Here is a 15,860-nt window from a genome sequence, read left to right on the forward strand (position 1 = left end):
CAACGCATCGAGGTTTCTCCATGCAGCACGAAGCCCAGCCACACGGCATCAACATCTCTGCCCTTGGCCGTGAAAAGCAGAACCTGACCCTGGCTGAAGAAGCCGTGACCCTGGAAGTGCCAGGCTTGAGCCTGTTCTACGGCGATAAGCAGGCGCTTTACGACGTCAAAATGAACATCCCCAAGCAGCGCGTGACCGCCTTTATCGGCCCGTCGGGCTGCGGCAAGTCGACCCTGCTGCGCTGCTTCAACCGCATGAACGACCTGGTAGACGGCTGCCGCGTTGAGGGTGAAATCAACCTCGACGGCAACAACATCTACCGCAAAGGCGAAGACGTGGCCGAGCTGCGTCGCCGCGTCGGCATGGTGTTCCAGAAGCCCAACCCGTTCCCCAAAAGCATTTACGAGAACGTGGCCTACGGCCTGCGCATTCAAGGCATCAACCAGAAGCGCGTCCTTGACGAAGCCGTCGAAGCCTCGCTGCGTGGCGCGGCCCTGTGGGACGAAGTGAAAGACCGTCTGCACGAGTCGGCGCTGGGTATGTCCGGCGGTCAGCAACAGCGTCTGGTCATCGCCCGCACCATCGCCGTGCAGCCTGAAGTGCTGCTGCTCGACGAACCGTGCTCGGCCCTGGACCCGATCTCCACCCTGAAAGTGGAAGAGCTGATCTACGAGCTGAAATCGAAATTCACCATCGTCATCGTGACCCACAACATGCAACAGGCCGCGCGGGTGTCTGACTACACGGCGTTTATGTACATGGGCAAGCTGATCGAGTTTGGCGACACGGACACGTTGTTTACCAACCCGGCTAAAAAGCAGACCGAAGACTACATCACCGGTCGCTACGGCTAGTTTCGGTCAGTCCCCTCTTCCGCCTGCGGGAGAGGGTTAGGGAGAGGGGCTTTTGCGTTGTCTGCCAACCCTCTCCCCCGGCCCCTCTCCCGAGGACGGGAGAGGGGAGTCAAATCCCGGTTCAGGACATGCTCATGATCAACAAAGACAGCCTCACCCACCATATTTCCGCCCAGTTCAACGCTGAGCTGGAAGACGTGCGCAGCCACCTGCTGGCCATGGGCGGCCTGGTGGAAAAACAAGTAAACGACGCGGTGACCGCGCTGATCGACGCCGACTCCGGTCTGGCTCAGCAAGTGCGCGAGATCGACGACCAGATCAACCAGATGGAGCGCAACATCGACGAAGAGTGCATCCGCATTCTGGCCCGTCGTCAGCCTGCCGCGTCCGACCTGCGTCTGATCATCAGCATCTCCAAATCGGTGATCGACCTGGAGCGCATCGGCGACGAAGCGACCAAGATCGCCAAGCGCGCCATCGAACTGTGCGAAAGCGGCGAGTCGCCACGCGGCTACGTGGAAGTGCGCCACATCGGCGACCAGGTTCGCAAAATGGTTCAGGAGTCGCTGGACGCCTTCGCCCGCTTCGACGCCGACCTGGCGTTGTCGGTGGCCAAGTACGACAAAACCATCGACCGCGAATACAAAACCGCCCTGCGCGAATTGGTCACTTACATGATGGAAGACCCGCGCTCCATCACGCGCGTGTTGAGCATCATCTGGGTACTGCGCTCGCTGGAACGCATCGGCGACCACGCCCGCAACATCGCCGAGTTGGTGATCTACCTCGTGCGCGGCACCGACGTGAAACACCTGGGTCTGGCAAGAATGGAAGAAGAAGTTAAGGGAATTGCGGATAAGTCGTGACGATCGGCTGGTCGTCGGTCTGGCGTTGTTGAGAGTGCGCGGTAAATGCTCACGTACTTAAGTACGCTGCGCTTTCCCGCACAATCTCGCCTAGCCAGCCTCTAGCCCAGTCAATCTCGAGGTATGGCTACAAAGAGCCCTTAAACGCCCGGCCCAGCCCGGGCGTTGTCGTTTTTGTGCACTACCGTCGGGTTCCGTAAGGCGATTTGCCTATTCGCCGCGTGGCGAGGCTATGCTTATGCCATTACTGAAGGGGTGGTCGATGAGCAAAATCAGCGTGCTGGTGGTGGATGACGCGCCGTTTATTCGTGATCTGGTGAAGAAAGGGCTGCGCAATGCGTTCCCCGGCATCCAGATCGAGGACGCGGTTAACGGTCGCAAAGCCCAGCAGATTCTTGGGCGACAGGCGTTCGACCTGATCCTGTGCGACTGGGAAATGCCCGAACTCTCCGGCCTGGAATTGCTCAGCTGGTGCCGCGAACAACCCGAGATGAAAACCACCCCGTTCATCATGGTCACCAGCCGTGGCGATAAAGAGAACGTGGTCCAGGCCATCCAGGCCGGCGTGTCTGACTTTATCGGCAAGCCTTTCACCAACGAGCAACTGGTCACCAAAGTCAAAAAAGCGCTGCACAAAGCCGGCAAGTTGGAAGCCCTGATGGGCGGCGCCCCGAAAACCGCCGCCTCGCCATTTGGCAATGACTCGCTGTCCGCACTCACCGGCGGCAAGGCCGAAGTGGTCAAACCCAAACCTGCTGCGCCGGCCGCCACCGGTTCGGCCGCCGCGCTACTGGGCGGCGCCGCCAAACCGGCGCCGGCCGCTGCCGCACCATCCGGTCGCGGCCAAGGGCAACTGCGCCTGCCCAGTGGCAGCCTGGCGTGCGTGATCAAAGCGCTGAGCCTGAAAGAGGCCTCGCTGCTGGTTAAGCGCCTGGACACCTTGCCGCAAGTGCTGGAAAGCGCCGTGCTTGACCTGGAGCAGGGCGACGGTGGCGAAGTGGCGCGCCTCAACGGCTATCTGCATTCGGTCGCCGCCTTCGAACCCAAACCCGACAGCGAGTGGCTGCAACTGATCTTCCGCTTCGTTGACCGCGACCCGCAAAAGCTCGATTACCTTTCGCGCCTGATCGCCCGTGGTTCGGCGCAGAAGCATTTCAGTCCGGGCGCCTAACCGCGTCGGCCGACCGATGGCGCGAGGCGGTTCACATCGCGACGGCTGGTGTCTCGCGGGCCCCGCGCGGCGCTGCTAATCTTCCCCGTCCAAGTACCCATTAGAACGATGCCGTTATGCTAGGGCGCATTATCCTTCTCTGTGGTCTGACGCTCGCGGCTGCCAACCCGGCAGCGGCATTGACCATCTACAAATACACCGACGCCAATGGCGTGGTGACCTACACCGACAAAGCCGCGCCCGGCGCGCAGGTGTTCGTGTTTCGCGACCGCATGGTTGAGCGCCTCGACACCCAGGTGAAACTGGAAACCAAAAAACACGACGCCGGCGAAACCCTCTTGGTGCGCAACGACCTTTATGCGCCGGTAGAAATCGAACTGAGCGTGAACAACGCCGTGAACGTCTCCGGCATGCCGGATAAACCCATTCATTGGGTATTACCGCCGCGCAGCAAAATTCGCCTGCTCACCCTGGCCCCGCGCGACCCCAGCCAAGCCATGCGCTACAAACCTAAATTGCGCACGGCGCTGGGCGACCCGCGCTTGCTGCCGATTGCCTATGACTACCCGCTGCCGTGGGTCGGCGGTCCGTTCCGGCAGAGTCAGGGCGCCAACGGCAAATACAGCCACTTCACGCCCAAAGGGCGCTTTGCCATCGACATCGCCATGCCCGAAGGCACGCCTATCGTCTCGGCCCGTGCCGGTACGGTGGTGAAAGTGGAAAACAACCAGAGCGGGCGGGGTAACAACCCGTCGGGCAACTTTGTGCGGGTGCTGCACGATGACGGCACCATGGGCGTGTACCTGCACCTGATGCGCGGCTCGGTGGTGGTCAACGAAGGCCAGCGCATTGCCCTCGGCACGCCGCTGGCGCGCTCGGGCAATACCGGCAACAGCAGCGGCCCGCACTTGCACTTCGTGATTCAGCGCAACATGGGCCTGGCGCTGGAGTCGATTCCCTTCGACTTCGTGCAGCCGGTCGATACCTTGCCCAACTTTGCCGTGGGCGGTGAGTGAGCCGGCCTGCTAGCCTGTGGGCAGAACGTCGGTTTTTGCCATGGACCGACACCGAGGCAAAGGGTGAGCAATGCGGGTACGTGTACAAGTCATAAGCCTGTTGATCTGCTGGCTGGCGGCGTTCAGCTGCCATGCCGCACTGGTGCAATTGCAAGACGACAGCGAGCCCGTGCGCCTCGGCCCACAGCTTGAATACCTGATTCCCCAGCAACCGCTGCAATTCGTCGACGCCCAGCGCTCGCGCGGCTGGCAAGCCGTGAACGCCGAATCGCTGAACCTCGGCCATCAGGAACAACCGGTGTGGGTGCGCATGCACCTGCTCAACCTCGCCGCCATAAACAACTGGCTGCTAGTGGTGGAATGGCCGATTCTCGACCGCGCCGATGTGCGGCTGTACTACCCCGAAAGCCGCAGCTGGGGAAATGTGCAGTCTGCTGGCGACCACATTCCCTTTAGCAATTGGCCGATGGCCGAGCGACAACTGGTGTTTCCCCTGAAGCTGGAAAAGGCCGAGGAAGCCTGGGTCTACATGCGCATCAGCAGCAAAGAAAACGTGCTGGTGCCCATGCAACTGTTCAGCGAAACGCAATTTCAGGCCCAGGAAAAAAGCCTGCGCATGCTGCTCGGCATGTTCTTCGGCGCCATGCTCGCCATCCTGCTCTACAACGCCGCGCTGTACCTGTTCACCAAACACCGCAGCTACATCTGGTACACCTTGTACCTGCTGGGCGTGATCATCTACGAGCTGAGCATCAGCGGTGTCGGCCCGCTCTACGTGTGGCCCGACCTGGGCGAACCGGCGCGGCAGATTTACGCGCTGTCGGCGATCTGGAGCTTCTTTGCCGCCGCCATGTTCGTACGCGCCTTCCTGCGTCTGCCGCGCTACGGCGGCTGGCCGCTGTGGACCAACAACCTGCTGGCCTTCTATTGGCTGGCGGCCCTGGTGCTGGTGGTGGTCGAGCCGGATTGGGTCTACTGGATCGGCGTCAACCAGGTCGCCCTGGCCTCGTGCATTTTGGCCTTGGTGGTGGCGGTATTCGCCTGGCGACGGGGCAACGGCTCGGCACCGATGTTTATCCTGGCCTGGACGTTTTTGATCGTCTGCACCTTCGTGCATGTGGCGGCGCTGGAAGGCCTGCTGCCGATTAACCAAGTGACCCTGCGCATGCAAACGCTGGGCTTTTTCGTCGAATTCATTCTGCTCTCCGTCGCCCTGGCCGACCGCCTCAACCGCGAGCGGGCCGCGCGGGTGAAAGCCCAACACAGCCTGCTCGAAGCCCGCGAACAGGCCTTGAGCACCCAACAGCAAATGCTCGACGTGCAGCGGCGCACCAACGAAGAACTCGAACTGCGCGTGCAAGAACGCACCGCCGCGCTGCAACGCACCAAGCTCGACCTCGAACAAGCCAACACCGAACTGACCCGCATCAGCCACACCGACGCCCTCACGCAACTGGCCAACCGCCGCTACTGCGACCAGCAACTGGCGCACCTGAACGACCCGGCGTTGGCGGTGCTGATGATCGACATCGACCACTTCAAACGCATCAACGACACCTACGGCCACCCGTTCGGCGACACCTGCATCAGCGCCGTGGCGCAGGTGCTCAAACAAGCCACACGGCGCAGCGCGGATTTGGCCGCGCGTTATGGCGGCGAGGAATTCGTGGTGTTGCTGCGCGACAGCAACCCCAAAGACGCGTTTGAACTGGCCGAACAAGTTCGCCAGGCCGTAGCGGGCATAACCCTCGACAGCGGCGTAGAGCCCGTGCAACTCACCGTCAGTATTGGCGTGGCGTGCAACGCACCGGAGCGGGCACTGGATGTGCAGGCGCTGCTGAGCGCAGCGGATCGGGCGCTGTACGCCGCCAAGCAGGGCGGGCGCAACCAGGTTCAGGGCGTGGCGCCGTTGCCGGCGTGATTGATCTGGCTCGTGATCCAGATGTTGATCTGGCTTTTGATCTACCCGCCCCATTCATCGCAGGCCGAGTGGAGTCGACGTGTAGGGGGTTGAGCGGCCGGGAGCCGCGAAAGGAACATCGGGCCATGGATGGCCCGTTGTGACGGCCCCCGGAGCGGCGACGGAAGGAGGGAAGTCGGAGCGCAGCGTAGACCCAAGGTAGGGGCAAGACTTTTTGGTTTCTTTTGTGGCGACTGACAAAAGAAACTCGCGCGTAAGGCGCGAAACAAAACGTTCAGCGCACGCGGTAATGAATACGTTCGTCACCGCGTAACACGCACTGAAACCATGCGCCCTTGCCAGCACCTGGTGCGCCATCTCCAAGCAGCGTCGGCCATACGCCTATACGCCTCCCCAACAACCCCTTGAAAACCCGCAGGTTTTCCCCCGCAGCAAAACCCTGGCACCGACCTTGCTACATCCCTACCCGAACGGGATGAGTTATTCGCGTCGGCACCGCCGTCACAACGCTGCTCATGACGCTTGGCACACAGGAGCTGTAACCAGAGGCGAACTAGGGTTCCGGTCCACAGAAGTGGGCGCTGGTCCGAGAGTTTTCCGGCCCTAAGGAAGAGGGCTACACGGCGGGAGAAAAGCCCGGGAGACGTGATGTCATCCCGTGCCTGTTTCCCTAACGTGTAGGAGTGTTGCCATGACCACGCCGTTGTCTCGCTTCAAGCTTCCTCTGTTGCGCAAAAGCCTGCTCGGGGCTTGCCTGGCCGCTGCCGCCAGCCTGTTGCCGGTCACTTCTCACGCCGTTGAAAAACTGAAAATCGGCACCGTCGTCTGGGCCGGTTACGCACCGTTTTATGTGGCCGACAAGCTCGACCTCTACAAACCCCACGGCCTCAAGGTCGAGCTGCAATTTTTCAACGACCCGGCCCTGATTCCCACCGCCATGGTTGGCGGCGCGCTCGATGGCGGCATGTTGACCTACGACCAGGTCGTCGGCGGCGTGGCCAAGGGCCTGAAGCACCGAGTGGTCATGCCCATCGACTTCTCCAACGGTGGCGATGCCATCGTGGCCGACAAATCCATCGCTTCGGTGAAGGACTTCAAGGGCAAAAAAGTCGGCTACAACCCGCTATCGCCCTCTGACTTCTTGCTCGCCTATGCGTTGAAGTCCAACGGCATGACCGAGAAAGACATCAGCCCGGTGAACATGACCCCCGAGGGCATTCCCGGCGCCATGGCGTCTGGCAGCTTGCCGGTTGGCGTGACCTACGAGCCAAACGTGTCGCAGATTCTCGGCATGCCGGGCGACAAGTTTCACGTGGTGTATTCCTCCCAAGACGCCCCAGGCCTGATCACCGACGTGCTGGTGTTCGACGAGAAAGTCATCGCCAAACGCAAAGTCGCCATCAACGCGCTGATGCAGGGCTATGTCGATGGCCTGGCGTATATCAAAAGCCACCCGGAAGAGTCCGCCGAAATCATCGGCAAGGTGCTCGGCGTCAGCGCCAAAGAAGCCACCGAGCAGATGAGCGGCGTGTACAACATTCCGCTGGTAGAGATGAGCAAGAACTTCGAAAAGTCCGACGCCACCAGCTCGTTCTTTGGCAGCGGCGCGGTGATCGGCACCTTGCTCAAGGACAACGGCCAGATTCCCGCCGTACCGGATTTCGCCGCCACGTTTGACGCGTCCTTTGTCGAGGCGCTGGCTAAGTAAGCCGGTATCGATGTCACGTTGCCGGTGCGCAACCCCCTGCGCACCCACGCAACGCCGATGAGACAGGAGCCATCATGTCTGCTCAGATTTTCCGCTACGCCGACGGGAAAATTCCCAATTCACTGGCGTTCGCCTATGTATTCGCCGCCTACTTCGGCGGCCTCGCCCTGCTGTTTTCCGCCCACCTGGGGCTGAACCTGATCGGCACCTTATTGCTCGGCCACGGCATGATCATCGCCGCCTACCTGATTCACGAATTCGCCCATGGCACCATTTTCGCCAAGCCCAAGCACAACGAATGGGCGGGCGAGGTGTGCAGTTGGCTGTGTGGCAGTTGCTACGCGGGGTTTCAGTACCTGCGCAAGAAACACATGCGCCACCACGTCGACCGCGCCGACGTCATCACCTTCGACACCAAGGCGTTTATGACTGCCTGCCCGGCCTGGCTGCGCAGCATCATTCTGGCGGCGGAGTGGATGTACATCCCGGCCATCGAACTGGTGATGCATTACTACGTGGTGGTGTTGCCCTTTATCACCACCGACGAAAAACACCGCGCCAATCGCAAGAAAGTGCTGCTGACGCTGGCGATCCGCTCGGCCTTGTTCGCGCTGCTGGCGGCGGTCTCGGTGAAGGCGCTGGTGCTCTACGCCGTGGCCTGGATGTTGATGTTGACCGTGCTGCGTTTTGCCGATGCCTACCAGCACACCTACGACGCCTTCGCCGTGCTCGAAGACGGCGGCGCGATTCCCGAAGACAAAGTGCGCGACCGCGTTTACGAGCAGCACAACACCTACAGCAACGTGGTCTCGGCCCGTTGGCCGGCGCTCAATCTGTTGCTGCTGAATTTCTCGTACCACAACGCCCACCACGAAAAACCGGTGGCGCCGTGGTATCGCCTGCCGGCGTTGCACCGCGAGCTGTATGGCAGCGATTACGCCCAGGTGCTGCCGATGCGCCTGCTGCTTAAAAGCTTCCATGAACACCGCTTGCGCCGCGTGCTGGATGACCACTACGGCGAAGTGGCCGCGCCTGAGCAACAACGGCGCGCCGATGGTTTTTACGGCGCGGTGGGCGTGTCGTTTCTAACGGCGGTGTAAACCATGAGCCTCGACTACGTTGGCAAAACCGTGGTGCTCACGGGCGCGGCAAGCGGTATCGGCAAAGGCCTGGCCCGCGCGTTTGCCGAGCAGGGCGCGCGCCTGGAATTGCTCGACCGCAGTGGCGACGCCTTGTCGAGGGTGGCCGACGAGTTGCAGCGCCTCACTCGCGTGAGCGCCCATGTGCTGGATTTGGCCGACAGCGAGGCCGTTGCCGCCTATGCCGCCAGCCGCGCCGAACGGCCGCTGGATGTGCTCATCAACAATGCCGGCGTCGAGTACGCCACGCCGCTGAGCGATACCGGCGCCGCTGCCGACGCTCACTGGCAAGCGCTGCTGGATAACAACGTGGCCTCCATGCTGCGCCTGACCCGCGCGCTGCAAGGTCAACTGAAAGCCGGCGCCAGCATCATTAACCAGGCCTCGATCTGGGGCCTGAAGGGCGTGCCAGGGTTTAGCGCTTACGTGGCCAGTAAGCACGCGGTCATCGGCCTGACCCGTTCGCTGGCGTGGGAGCTTGGCCCCCGGCGCATTCGGGTGAACGCGGTGTGCCCCGGCTGGATCGGCACCGAGGCGGCCATGCGCTCGTTGGCGGTGATGGCGGCCAGTAGTGGGCGCAGTGAAGCCGACGAACTGGCGCTCATCCTCGCCGCCCAGGCAGTGCCGGAACTGCTCACGCCGGCAGACCTGGCGGGCACTTTTCTGTTTCTCGGCAGCGCTCTGGCGCTGCCTCTGACCGGGCAGGCGTTGTCGGTCAGCCACGGCGAGGTCATGCACTGATGACGGACTTACCGCTTAAAGGCCAGGTGGCACTGGTTACCGGCGCCGCCACCGGCATCGGCCGCGCCACCGTGCTGGCCCTGGCCGCTGCGGGCGCCAAGGTATGGATCAATCACCTCGGTCAGGAGCGCGCCGCCATTGGCTTGGTGGCGCGCATCACCTCGGCCGGTGGCTGGGCGCGGGCGGTGGAGGCCGATGTGTCGTCGGCGCCGCAAGTGGCGGCCATGTTCGAGGAAATATTCGCCGCTGGCGTGCTGGATATTCTGGTCAACAACGCCGGCATCATTCTGGAAAAACCCTTTTTGGAAACCACCGAGGACGACTGGGCGAACGTGCTTGGCGTCGACCTGAACGCCGTGTATCGCTGCTGTCATCACGCGCTTGGGCATATGCAGCCGCGCGGCTCGGGTTGCATCGTCAATATCGCCTCGGAACTCGGTCATCTGGGGCGCGAGAAATACGCCGCGTACTGCACCGCCAAGGCCGGGGTGATCGGCCTGACCAAATCCCTGGCGCGTGAATTCGCCCCGGCCATTCGCATCAATGGCGTGGCGCCCGGTCCGGTGGACACGCCCATGGTCAGCGCAGAACACATGAGCGCCGAAATGATCGCCAAGGAAGTCGCCATTCCCGCCGGGCGCCTCGGCCGGCCCGAGGAGATTGCCGCCGCCGTGCTGTTTCTGGTGTCGCCACAGGCCAGTTTTTTCCACGGCCAGATGCTCGGCGCCAATGGCGGCGCGTGGATGGGCTGATGATCAGATTCCTGCTCAAACCCGAAAGCATTTTGCTGCTCGCCGCCGCCATCTGGGGCCTAGGCTGGATGCCGCTGCAACACCTCAGCGGCCTGGGCCTGCGCGGTATGCCGGTGGTGTTGGCCACTTACGGTTTGCTCTGCGCGGTGGCGGTGCCCATTCTGCTGTGGCAGCGCCGCGCCTGGTGGCCGCAGCGCTATGCCTTGCTGGCAATCGCCGTGTTTGGCGGCTGGGCCACGGCTGGGCTGGTCGGCGCCTTGTCCGAGGGCGAAGTGGTGCGCGCCATGCTGCTGTTCTACCTGGCACCGGTGTGGGCGATGCTCGGCGGCTGGCTGTTGCTCGGTGAGCGCCTGACGCTGCTGCGGGTTGGCGCGCTGGTGCTGGCGATGCTCGGCATTGGCCTGACGCTGGGCGTCAGCCGCGACAGTTTCAGTGCCTTCGGCAGCAGCGACTGGCTGGCCCTCAGTGCCGGTCTGGCCTTTGCCCTTAACAACCTCGCCACCCGCCACGCCGAACAGATTCCCTTGGCCAGCAAAGCCGTGGTGGCCTTTATCGGCAGCGCGCTGCTGGCTTGGCTGTTCTGCCTGGCCGAAGGCAGCAGCGTGCCGCCAATGGACGCCTTCACCTGGACCAAGATCGCCCTCTTTGGCGTGTTCTGGCTGCTGGCCATGGGCGCCGCGCAATACGGTTTTACCCATGTGGAAGCCAGCCGCGCGGCGGTGTTGGCCGTTATCGAACTGGTGGCCGCCGTGCTCAGTTCCGCCTGGTTTGGCGACCGTGAATTGGGCCTGCGCGAATGGTGTGGCGGCGCCCTGGTGTTGGTGGCCGCGCTGATCGCCGCCCGGCCGCCCCGTGAACCTTCTCTTATTTCCTGTGAGGCAAGCCGATGAGCGTCGAACCCAACGCAACCGTACGCATGGACCAACTCAGCTGGGTGGAATACGAGCGCCGCGTGCGCGAGCTGTCGCCGGTGGTGTTTCTGCCTTGCGGCGCCACCGAGCAGCATGGCCCGCACTTGCCGCTGGGCACCGATGCACTGCTGGCCAGCGCGTTGTGCGAAGACGTGGCCGCCAAGGTTGGCGGGCTGGTGGCGCCGGCGTTGTCGTATGGCTACAAGTCGCAGCCCAAGTGCGGCGGCGGGAATCATTTTTGCGGCACCACCAGCCTCGACGGACAAACGCTTATTGCCCTGGTGCGCGACGCCGTGCGCGAGTTCGCCCGTCACGGCGTGAAGCGGCTGGTGCTGGTCGACGGCCACTACGAAAACCAGTGGTTCGTCACCGAAGGCATCGAACTGGCCATGCGCGAGCTGGGCAAAGACACGGCCCTGGAAGTGATGCGCCTGGAGCATTGGGATTTCTGCACCGAGCAAACTCTGGCAGCGGTATTTCCCAACGGCTTCCCCGGTTTTGCCCTGGAACATGCGGCCGTCATCGAAACCTCGCTGATGCTGCATTACCTGCCCAACCTGGTGCGCATCGACCTGATTCCCGACGAGCCGCCTGCCGACTTCCCGCCGTATGACATGTACCCGAGCCGCACCGAGTGGGTGCCGGCTTCGGGCGTGCTGTCTTCGGCCAAAGGCTCGACGGCCGAGAAGGGCGCGCGCATGGCGGGCGACATCACCCAGGGCATCGCCCAGGCCGTGCGCAAGGAGTTCCGCTTGTGAGCAAGGCGCTGATCGTGATCGACATGCAGCGCGACTTTTGCGCGCCCGGCGGCTACGCCGATCAGGCCGGGCTGGATATCAGCCTTCTGCGCGCGCCTATCGAACCCATCCAGCGCCTGCTCGCCTGCGCCCGTGCGCAAGGGCTGCTGGTGGTGCACACCCGCGAAGGCCATCGCCCGGACCTCAGCGATTTACCCGAACCCAAACGCCGCCGCGCTGAACAGGCCGGCGCACCGATTGGCCAGCCAGGGCCGCTGGGGCGGCTGCTGGTGCGCGGCGAGTTTGGCCACGACCTGATTGGTGAGCTGCAACCGCTGCCCGGCGAGCCGGTCATCGACAAGCCCGGCTACAGCGCCTTTGCCAGTACCGACCTGGAATTGCTGCTGCGCAACCGTGGCATCAGCGAACTGCTGATTACCGGCGTGACCACCGAAGTGTGCGTGTCTTCGACCCTGCGCAGCGCCGTGGACCTGGGTTACGCCTGCACGCTGGTCAGCGATGCCTGCGGCTCGGCCTATCCCGAACTGCATGCGGCGGCGCTGGCGATGGTGGATGTGGAGGGCGGTTTGTTCGGCCGCGTGTGCGACAGCGTGCGATTGATCACTGAACTGGAGGCACGGCCATGAGCGGTTCGCCATTAACCTGTGGCCCGGTGCCCGAGCGGTATCTGGGCGTGTGGCAGCGCACGCTGCTGACCACCACCGACGGCGTGCACGACACCAGTACCCGCGTGTACTGGCTGCAAACCGCGCGACTGTTTGCCGACCTGCGCATTCCGCTGCCGACGCCCTACAGCGTGCGTGAGCTGACGGCGCAGGGCGGTTTTGCCGGCGTTACCGAAGTGACCCGGACCGGCGACAAGGAAACCTGCCAATGGCACCGCGCCGTGGACTTCCAACCGCCGCGCGGCAGCGAAGACATCGGCTACATGGACTTTCAAAACGCCGACTGCGTATTCGAAGACGGCCTCGACGGCAGCTACCACGAAGTGTGGGAGCGCTTGCCCGAGTCGCTCGGCCGCAACTGGGGCGTATGGCTGGTGGCGGCAGATGACCGCCAGGGCTGCCTGTTACTGGCCGGCGACTGCTTTTTGTTTGTGGCCGGGCGGCCAAGGCCCTTGAGGCCGGCGCCGTCACTGCAAGCCCTGCTGGACGAAGGCGGCAGCGCCGAGCGATTGCTTGAGTGCGAGTTGTCGTTTGGCTGGCATCAACAGGGCGAAACGCCGTGGCTGATTAGCCTGTCGACCATTCCCGAGCGCGTCGGCGATGTGCTGTTGCCTGCCAGCGTCAGCCCGGACGACAGCACGCAGTTGTGCGCCGCCCAAACCCTGGAACAGCTCGGCCATGTACCACCGATTGGCGGCTGGCGCTTGCGCGAGCACCCCGTTTTTCCGTTAGCCGAGGAGGCCGTGCTATGAGCGCGCATCAACCCTTGCCTGAGGTTCAGGCGCCCACCCGGCCGGCCCGCCAACGCTGGTGGGCGATTCGCGGTGAATTGCCGCGCGCCGCGATCTGGGGCCTGGCCACCGCAGGTTTGCTGCTGCCGTTGCTCATCTGGTGGGCCTATACCGCCGCTGGGCTGGCCAACCCGATGTTTATGCCAGGGCCAGACGCGGTGCTGGCGCGGGTAGGGCGCTGGTGGAGCGACGAGGGCTTGCTCGCCGACATCGGCATCAGCGTGTACCGCGTGATGACCGGCTTTCTCGCCTCGGCGCTGTTCGCCTTGCCGCTGGGGCTGTACATCGGCACCTACCGGCCGGTGCAGGCGTTTCTCGAACCGCTGACCGACTTCATCCGCTATATGCCGGCCGTGGCGTTTATTCCGTTGGTGATGCTGTGGGTGGGCATCGATGAAAGCTCCAAGGTGCTGATCATCTTTATCGGCACCTTTTTCCAGATGGTGCTGATGGTCGCCGAAGACGTGCGCCGCGTGCCGATGGCGCAAATCGAAGCGGCGCAAACCATGGGCGCCAGCCGCAGCGAAATCGTCAAACTGGTGGTGCTGCCCTCGGCACGCCCGGCGCTGCTCGACACGCTGCGCATCACCTGCGGTTGGGCCTGGACGTACCTGGTGGTGGCCGAACTGGTGGCCGCGAATTCGGGCCTGGGTTACGCCATTCTCAAAGCCCAGCGCTATATGCAAACCGACAAGATTTTCGCCGGCATCATTCTGATCGGCGTTATCGGCCTGCTCACCGACCAGGCGTTTCGCTGGCTCGGCCGCGCGGCCTTTCCCTGGTTGAAGAGGTGAGCCATGAGCGACGCTAAGATCAAAATCCGCCAGGTCAGCAAAGTCTTCAAAACCCGCGACCGCGACGTGCAGGCGCTGCAAGACATCAACCTGGATATTCAGCGCAACGAATTCATCACCTTTGTCGGCGCCTCGGGCTGCGGCAAGTCCACTCTGCTGCGCAGCATTGGCGGGCTGGAGCAGCACAGCCGTGGCGAAATTCTGCTCGACGGTCGCGCCGTGAACGGGCCGGGCATCGACCGCGCCATGGTGTTCCAGCACTACAGCCTGTACCCGTGGCTGAACGTGATGCAGAACATCAAGTTTTGCCGGCAGTTGAAGGTGGTGGCCGACACGGTGAAAAGCGACGGCGACATTGAATGCGCCAGCGGCCGAGCCGATGCGCTGCTGAATTTGATGGGCCTGTCGGCGTTTCACCAGGCGTACCCGAATCAGCTCTCCGGCGGCATGCAGCAACGTGTGGCGATTGCTCGGGCCTTGATGCCCAAGCCGGAAATTCTGCTGATGGACGAACCCTTCGGCGCGTTGGATGCGCAAACCCGCGAAGTGATGCACGACCTGATCCGCCATGTTCATCGCCTGGAAAAGAGCACCATTCTGTTCGTCACCCATGACGTGGAAGAGGCCATTTACCTGGGCGGTCGCGTGGTGCTGATGGCGCCGCGTCCTGGGCGCATCGACACCATCTATGACGTGCCGCTGCCGGCCGAGCGCAATCAAGACATGAAACTGTCAGCTGAGTTTCTTAAGCTCAAACGCGAGATACTGGCGCGCATTCGCGAAACCTCGGGCATGAGCACCGATTTGGAACTCCTCGAGCAATTGACGCGTACGCAGCCGTTGGCGTTATAGGCGGCAATCGGCGATTCCAGCAATCGAGCCTGAAGCCTCTCCCACCGTCCGTGTAGCAGAGGCTTCAGCCTCGAGCTTTTGATTGGGGTTGGCCGCAACTAACCGCCAACCGTCCGGTCTTACCCATGCCCGGCGTGGAACTTGCTTTTCACGCTGGGAAGCGTCACCCCCTTCTAATAAAAACAATCTGCTTACTTCTGAATCGTGAATAATCGCCGCCGCCGAGTGACCGGCCGTGGCTGTGTGTGTCTGTGAGGGATAACGTGGAATTCGCTCTATCTATTGCGCCCTATGCGGGCATTACCGTGATGATTCCGGCCGTGCTGTTGGTGGCCGCCTGGCTCAATTACAGCGCCTCGCGACGCGTCGCGGTGCTGTGGCTGACGGTGGTGGTGCTCGCCTATGGTGCGGTGATGTTCAGCAAACTGGCATTCAAAGGCTGGGGCCATGGCTGGGAAGCGTTGAACATTGCGGTGTTCAGTGGCCACGCCATGAACGCCTGCCTGGTGACGCCCGTGTTGGTCAGCCTGCTGGCGCGCCAATGGCACCCGCTGCTGCGTTGGCCGGCTGCCGGTGCGGCGTTGCTGGGCGGTTGGTACTTCAGCGTCACGGTGGTTGCGCCCTATGTGCATCCGTTGCCCGAAGCCATTGCCGGCGCGCTGATCGGCGGCTTGGGCTCCATGACCTTCCTGGCCCTGGCCGAACGTGCGGAAATTCGCCCGCTGCCGGCACGCGCCATGGCCATGGGCTTCACCGTTATTGCCGTGTGCGCCAGCTTGCCCAAGTACACCGCCGAGGGCTTGCTCAACCACTTCGCCATCACCCTTTCGGGCGCCGAAGAGCCCTATACCAAACCCCATTGGCACAATTCACCGACCGCGCAATCGTCGCGTTGATCGGCATAACGGCGCGCGCCTGAAC

Annotated in this window: 16 protein-coding genes and 1 riboswitch; all 16 genes read left to right on the top strand. The window is 62.8% G+C overall.

Annotated elements, in window-relative coordinates:
- Positions 1 to 20 precede the first annotated feature (20 nt).
- The 16 genes from pstB to AC0IW7_RS10795 all read left to right on the top strand — a co-directional run bounded on the left by pstB (position 21) and on the right by AC0IW7_RS10795 (position 15,835).
- On the top strand, positions 21 to 854 hold the full coding sequence (pstB, locus tag AC0IW7_RS10720; protein WP_471817778.1) for a phosphate ABC transporter ATP-binding protein PstB: 834 nt from the start codon (positions 21 to 23) through the stop codon (positions 852 to 854).
- Between the two features lie 134 nt (positions 855 to 988).
- Positions 989 to 1,720 carry a phosphate signaling complex protein PhoU gene (gene phoU / locus AC0IW7_RS10725; protein WP_471817780.1) on the top strand — a complete coding sequence of 244 codons (732 nt, stop codon included), beginning with the start codon at positions 989 to 991 and terminating at the stop codon, positions 1,718 to 1,720.
- A 262-nt stretch (positions 1,721 to 1,982) separates the two neighbouring features.
- Entirely contained in the window at positions 1,983 to 2,891 is a 909-nt protein-coding gene (locus AC0IW7_RS10730) for a response regulator (protein ID WP_471817782.1), read from the top strand.
- A 116-nt stretch (positions 2,892 to 3,007) separates the two neighbouring features.
- Entirely contained in the window at positions 3,008 to 3,907 is a 900-nt protein-coding gene (locus AC0IW7_RS10735) for a peptidoglycan DD-metalloendopeptidase family protein (protein WP_471817784.1), read from the top strand.
- A gap of 70 nt (positions 3,908 to 3,977) precedes the next feature.
- Complete coding sequence (locus AC0IW7_RS10740) at positions 3,978 to 5,828, top strand: diguanylate cyclase domain-containing protein (RefSeq protein WP_471817786.1); 1,851 nt, start codon at positions 3,978 to 3,980, stop codon at positions 5,826 to 5,828.
- A gap of 542 nt (positions 5,829 to 6,370) precedes the next feature.
- Positions 6,371 to 6,473: riboswitch (guanidine-I (ykkC/yxkD leader) on the top strand.
- 46 nt (positions 6,474 to 6,519) lie between these two features.
- Entirely contained in the window at positions 6,520 to 7,536 is a 1,017-nt protein-coding gene (locus AC0IW7_RS10745; protein WP_471817788.1) for an ABC transporter substrate-binding protein, read from the top strand.
- A 74-nt stretch (positions 7,537 to 7,610) separates the two neighbouring features.
- The gene (locus AC0IW7_RS10750; RefSeq protein ID WP_471817790.1) at positions 7,611 to 8,636 is read left to right on the top strand and encodes a fatty acid desaturase family protein; all 1,026 of its coding nucleotides are present in this window, start codon (positions 7,611 to 7,613) and stop codon (positions 8,634 to 8,636) included.
- A 3-nt stretch (positions 8,637 to 8,639) separates the two neighbouring features.
- A complete protein-coding gene (locus AC0IW7_RS10755) occupies positions 8,640 to 9,416 on the top strand; it encodes an SDR family NAD(P)-dependent oxidoreductase (protein ID WP_471817793.1) in 777 nt (258 codons plus the stop codon).
- Positions 9,416 to 10,168, top strand: coding sequence for an SDR family NAD(P)-dependent oxidoreductase (locus tag AC0IW7_RS10760; protein WP_471817794.1), 753 nt, complete (start codon positions 9,416 to 9,418; stop codon positions 10,166 to 10,168). Before AC0IW7_RS10755 ends, AC0IW7_RS10760 begins: the two co-directional genes overlap by 1 nt.
- Positions 10,168 to 11,058 carry a DMT family transporter gene (locus AC0IW7_RS10765; RefSeq protein WP_471817797.1) on the top strand — a complete coding sequence of 297 codons (891 nt, stop codon included), beginning with the start codon at positions 10,168 to 10,170 and terminating at the stop codon, positions 11,056 to 11,058. Before AC0IW7_RS10760 ends, AC0IW7_RS10765 begins: the two co-directional genes overlap by 1 nt.
- Complete coding sequence (locus AC0IW7_RS10770; RefSeq protein ID WP_122492366.1) at positions 11,055 to 11,837, top strand: creatininase; 783 nt, start codon at positions 11,055 to 11,057, stop codon at positions 11,835 to 11,837. Before AC0IW7_RS10765 ends, AC0IW7_RS10770 begins: the two co-directional genes overlap by 4 nt.
- On the top strand, positions 11,834 to 12,463 hold the full coding sequence (locus AC0IW7_RS10775; protein WP_471817799.1) for a cysteine hydrolase family protein: 630 nt from the start codon (positions 11,834 to 11,836) through the stop codon (positions 12,461 to 12,463). Before AC0IW7_RS10770 ends, AC0IW7_RS10775 begins: the two co-directional genes overlap by 4 nt.
- A complete protein-coding gene (locus AC0IW7_RS10780; protein ID WP_471817801.1) occupies positions 12,460 to 13,254 on the top strand; it encodes a hypothetical protein in 795 nt (264 codons plus the stop codon). The genes AC0IW7_RS10775 and AC0IW7_RS10780 overlap by 4 nt, the downstream gene beginning before the upstream one ends.
- Entirely contained in the window at positions 13,251 to 14,087 is an 837-nt protein-coding gene (locus AC0IW7_RS10785) for an ABC transporter permease (RefSeq protein WP_471817803.1), read from the top strand. The genes AC0IW7_RS10780 and AC0IW7_RS10785 overlap by 4 nt, the downstream gene beginning before the upstream one ends.
- 3 nt (positions 14,088 to 14,090) lie before the next feature.
- Positions 14,091 to 14,939 carry an ABC transporter ATP-binding protein gene (locus AC0IW7_RS10790; protein WP_471817805.1) on the top strand — a complete coding sequence of 283 codons (849 nt, stop codon included), beginning with the start codon at positions 14,091 to 14,093 and terminating at the stop codon, positions 14,937 to 14,939.
- Positions 14,940 to 15,202: 263 nt separating this feature from the next.
- Complete coding sequence (locus AC0IW7_RS10795; RefSeq protein ID WP_241000493.1) at positions 15,203 to 15,835, top strand: hypothetical protein; 633 nt, start codon at positions 15,203 to 15,205, stop codon at positions 15,833 to 15,835.
- Positions 15,836 to 15,860: the final 25 nt, after the last annotated feature.

The sequence above is a fragment of the Pseudomonas sp. AC229 genome (assembly GCF_979254655.1).

Excerpts from the sequence above, each read along its gene's own strand:
- pstB (WP_471817778.1), top strand. The coding sequence starts at position 21 with ATGCAGCACGAAGCCCAGCCACACGGCATCAACATCTCTGCCCTTGGC.
- phoU (WP_471817780.1), top strand. The coding sequence starts at position 989 with ATGATCAACAAAGACAGCCTCACCCACCATATTTCCGCCCAGTTCAAC.
- AC0IW7_RS10730 (WP_471817782.1), top strand. The coding sequence starts at position 1,983 with ATGAGCAAAATCAGCGTGCTGGTGGTGGATGACGCGCCGTTTATTCGT.
- AC0IW7_RS10735 (WP_471817784.1), top strand. The coding sequence starts at position 3,008 with ATGCTAGGGCGCATTATCCTTCTCTGTGGTCTGACGCTCGCGGCTGCC.
- AC0IW7_RS10740 (WP_471817786.1), top strand. The coding sequence starts at position 3,978 with ATGCGGGTACGTGTACAAGTCATAAGCCTGTTGATCTGCTGGCTGGCG.
- AC0IW7_RS10745 (WP_471817788.1), top strand. The coding sequence starts at position 6,520 with ATGACCACGCCGTTGTCTCGCTTCAAGCTTCCTCTGTTGCGCAAAAGC.
- AC0IW7_RS10750 (WP_471817790.1), top strand. The coding sequence starts at position 7,611 with ATGTCTGCTCAGATTTTCCGCTACGCCGACGGGAAAATTCCCAATTCA.
- AC0IW7_RS10755 (WP_471817793.1), top strand. The coding sequence starts at position 8,640 with ATGAGCCTCGACTACGTTGGCAAAACCGTGGTGCTCACGGGCGCGGCA.
- AC0IW7_RS10760 (WP_471817794.1), top strand. The coding sequence starts at position 9,416 with ATGACGGACTTACCGCTTAAAGGCCAGGTGGCACTGGTTACCGGCGCC.
- AC0IW7_RS10765 (WP_471817797.1), top strand. The coding sequence starts at position 10,168 with ATGATCAGATTCCTGCTCAAACCCGAAAGCATTTTGCTGCTCGCCGCC.
- AC0IW7_RS10770 (WP_122492366.1), top strand. The coding sequence starts at position 11,055 with ATGAGCGTCGAACCCAACGCAACCGTACGCATGGACCAACTCAGCTGG.
- AC0IW7_RS10780 (WP_471817801.1), top strand. The coding sequence starts at position 12,460 with ATGAGCGGTTCGCCATTAACCTGTGGCCCGGTGCCCGAGCGGTATCTG.
- AC0IW7_RS10785 (WP_471817803.1), top strand. The coding sequence starts at position 13,251 with ATGAGCGCGCATCAACCCTTGCCTGAGGTTCAGGCGCCCACCCGGCCG.
- AC0IW7_RS10790 (WP_471817805.1), top strand. The coding sequence starts at position 14,091 with ATGAGCGACGCTAAGATCAAAATCCGCCAGGTCAGCAAAGTCTTCAAA.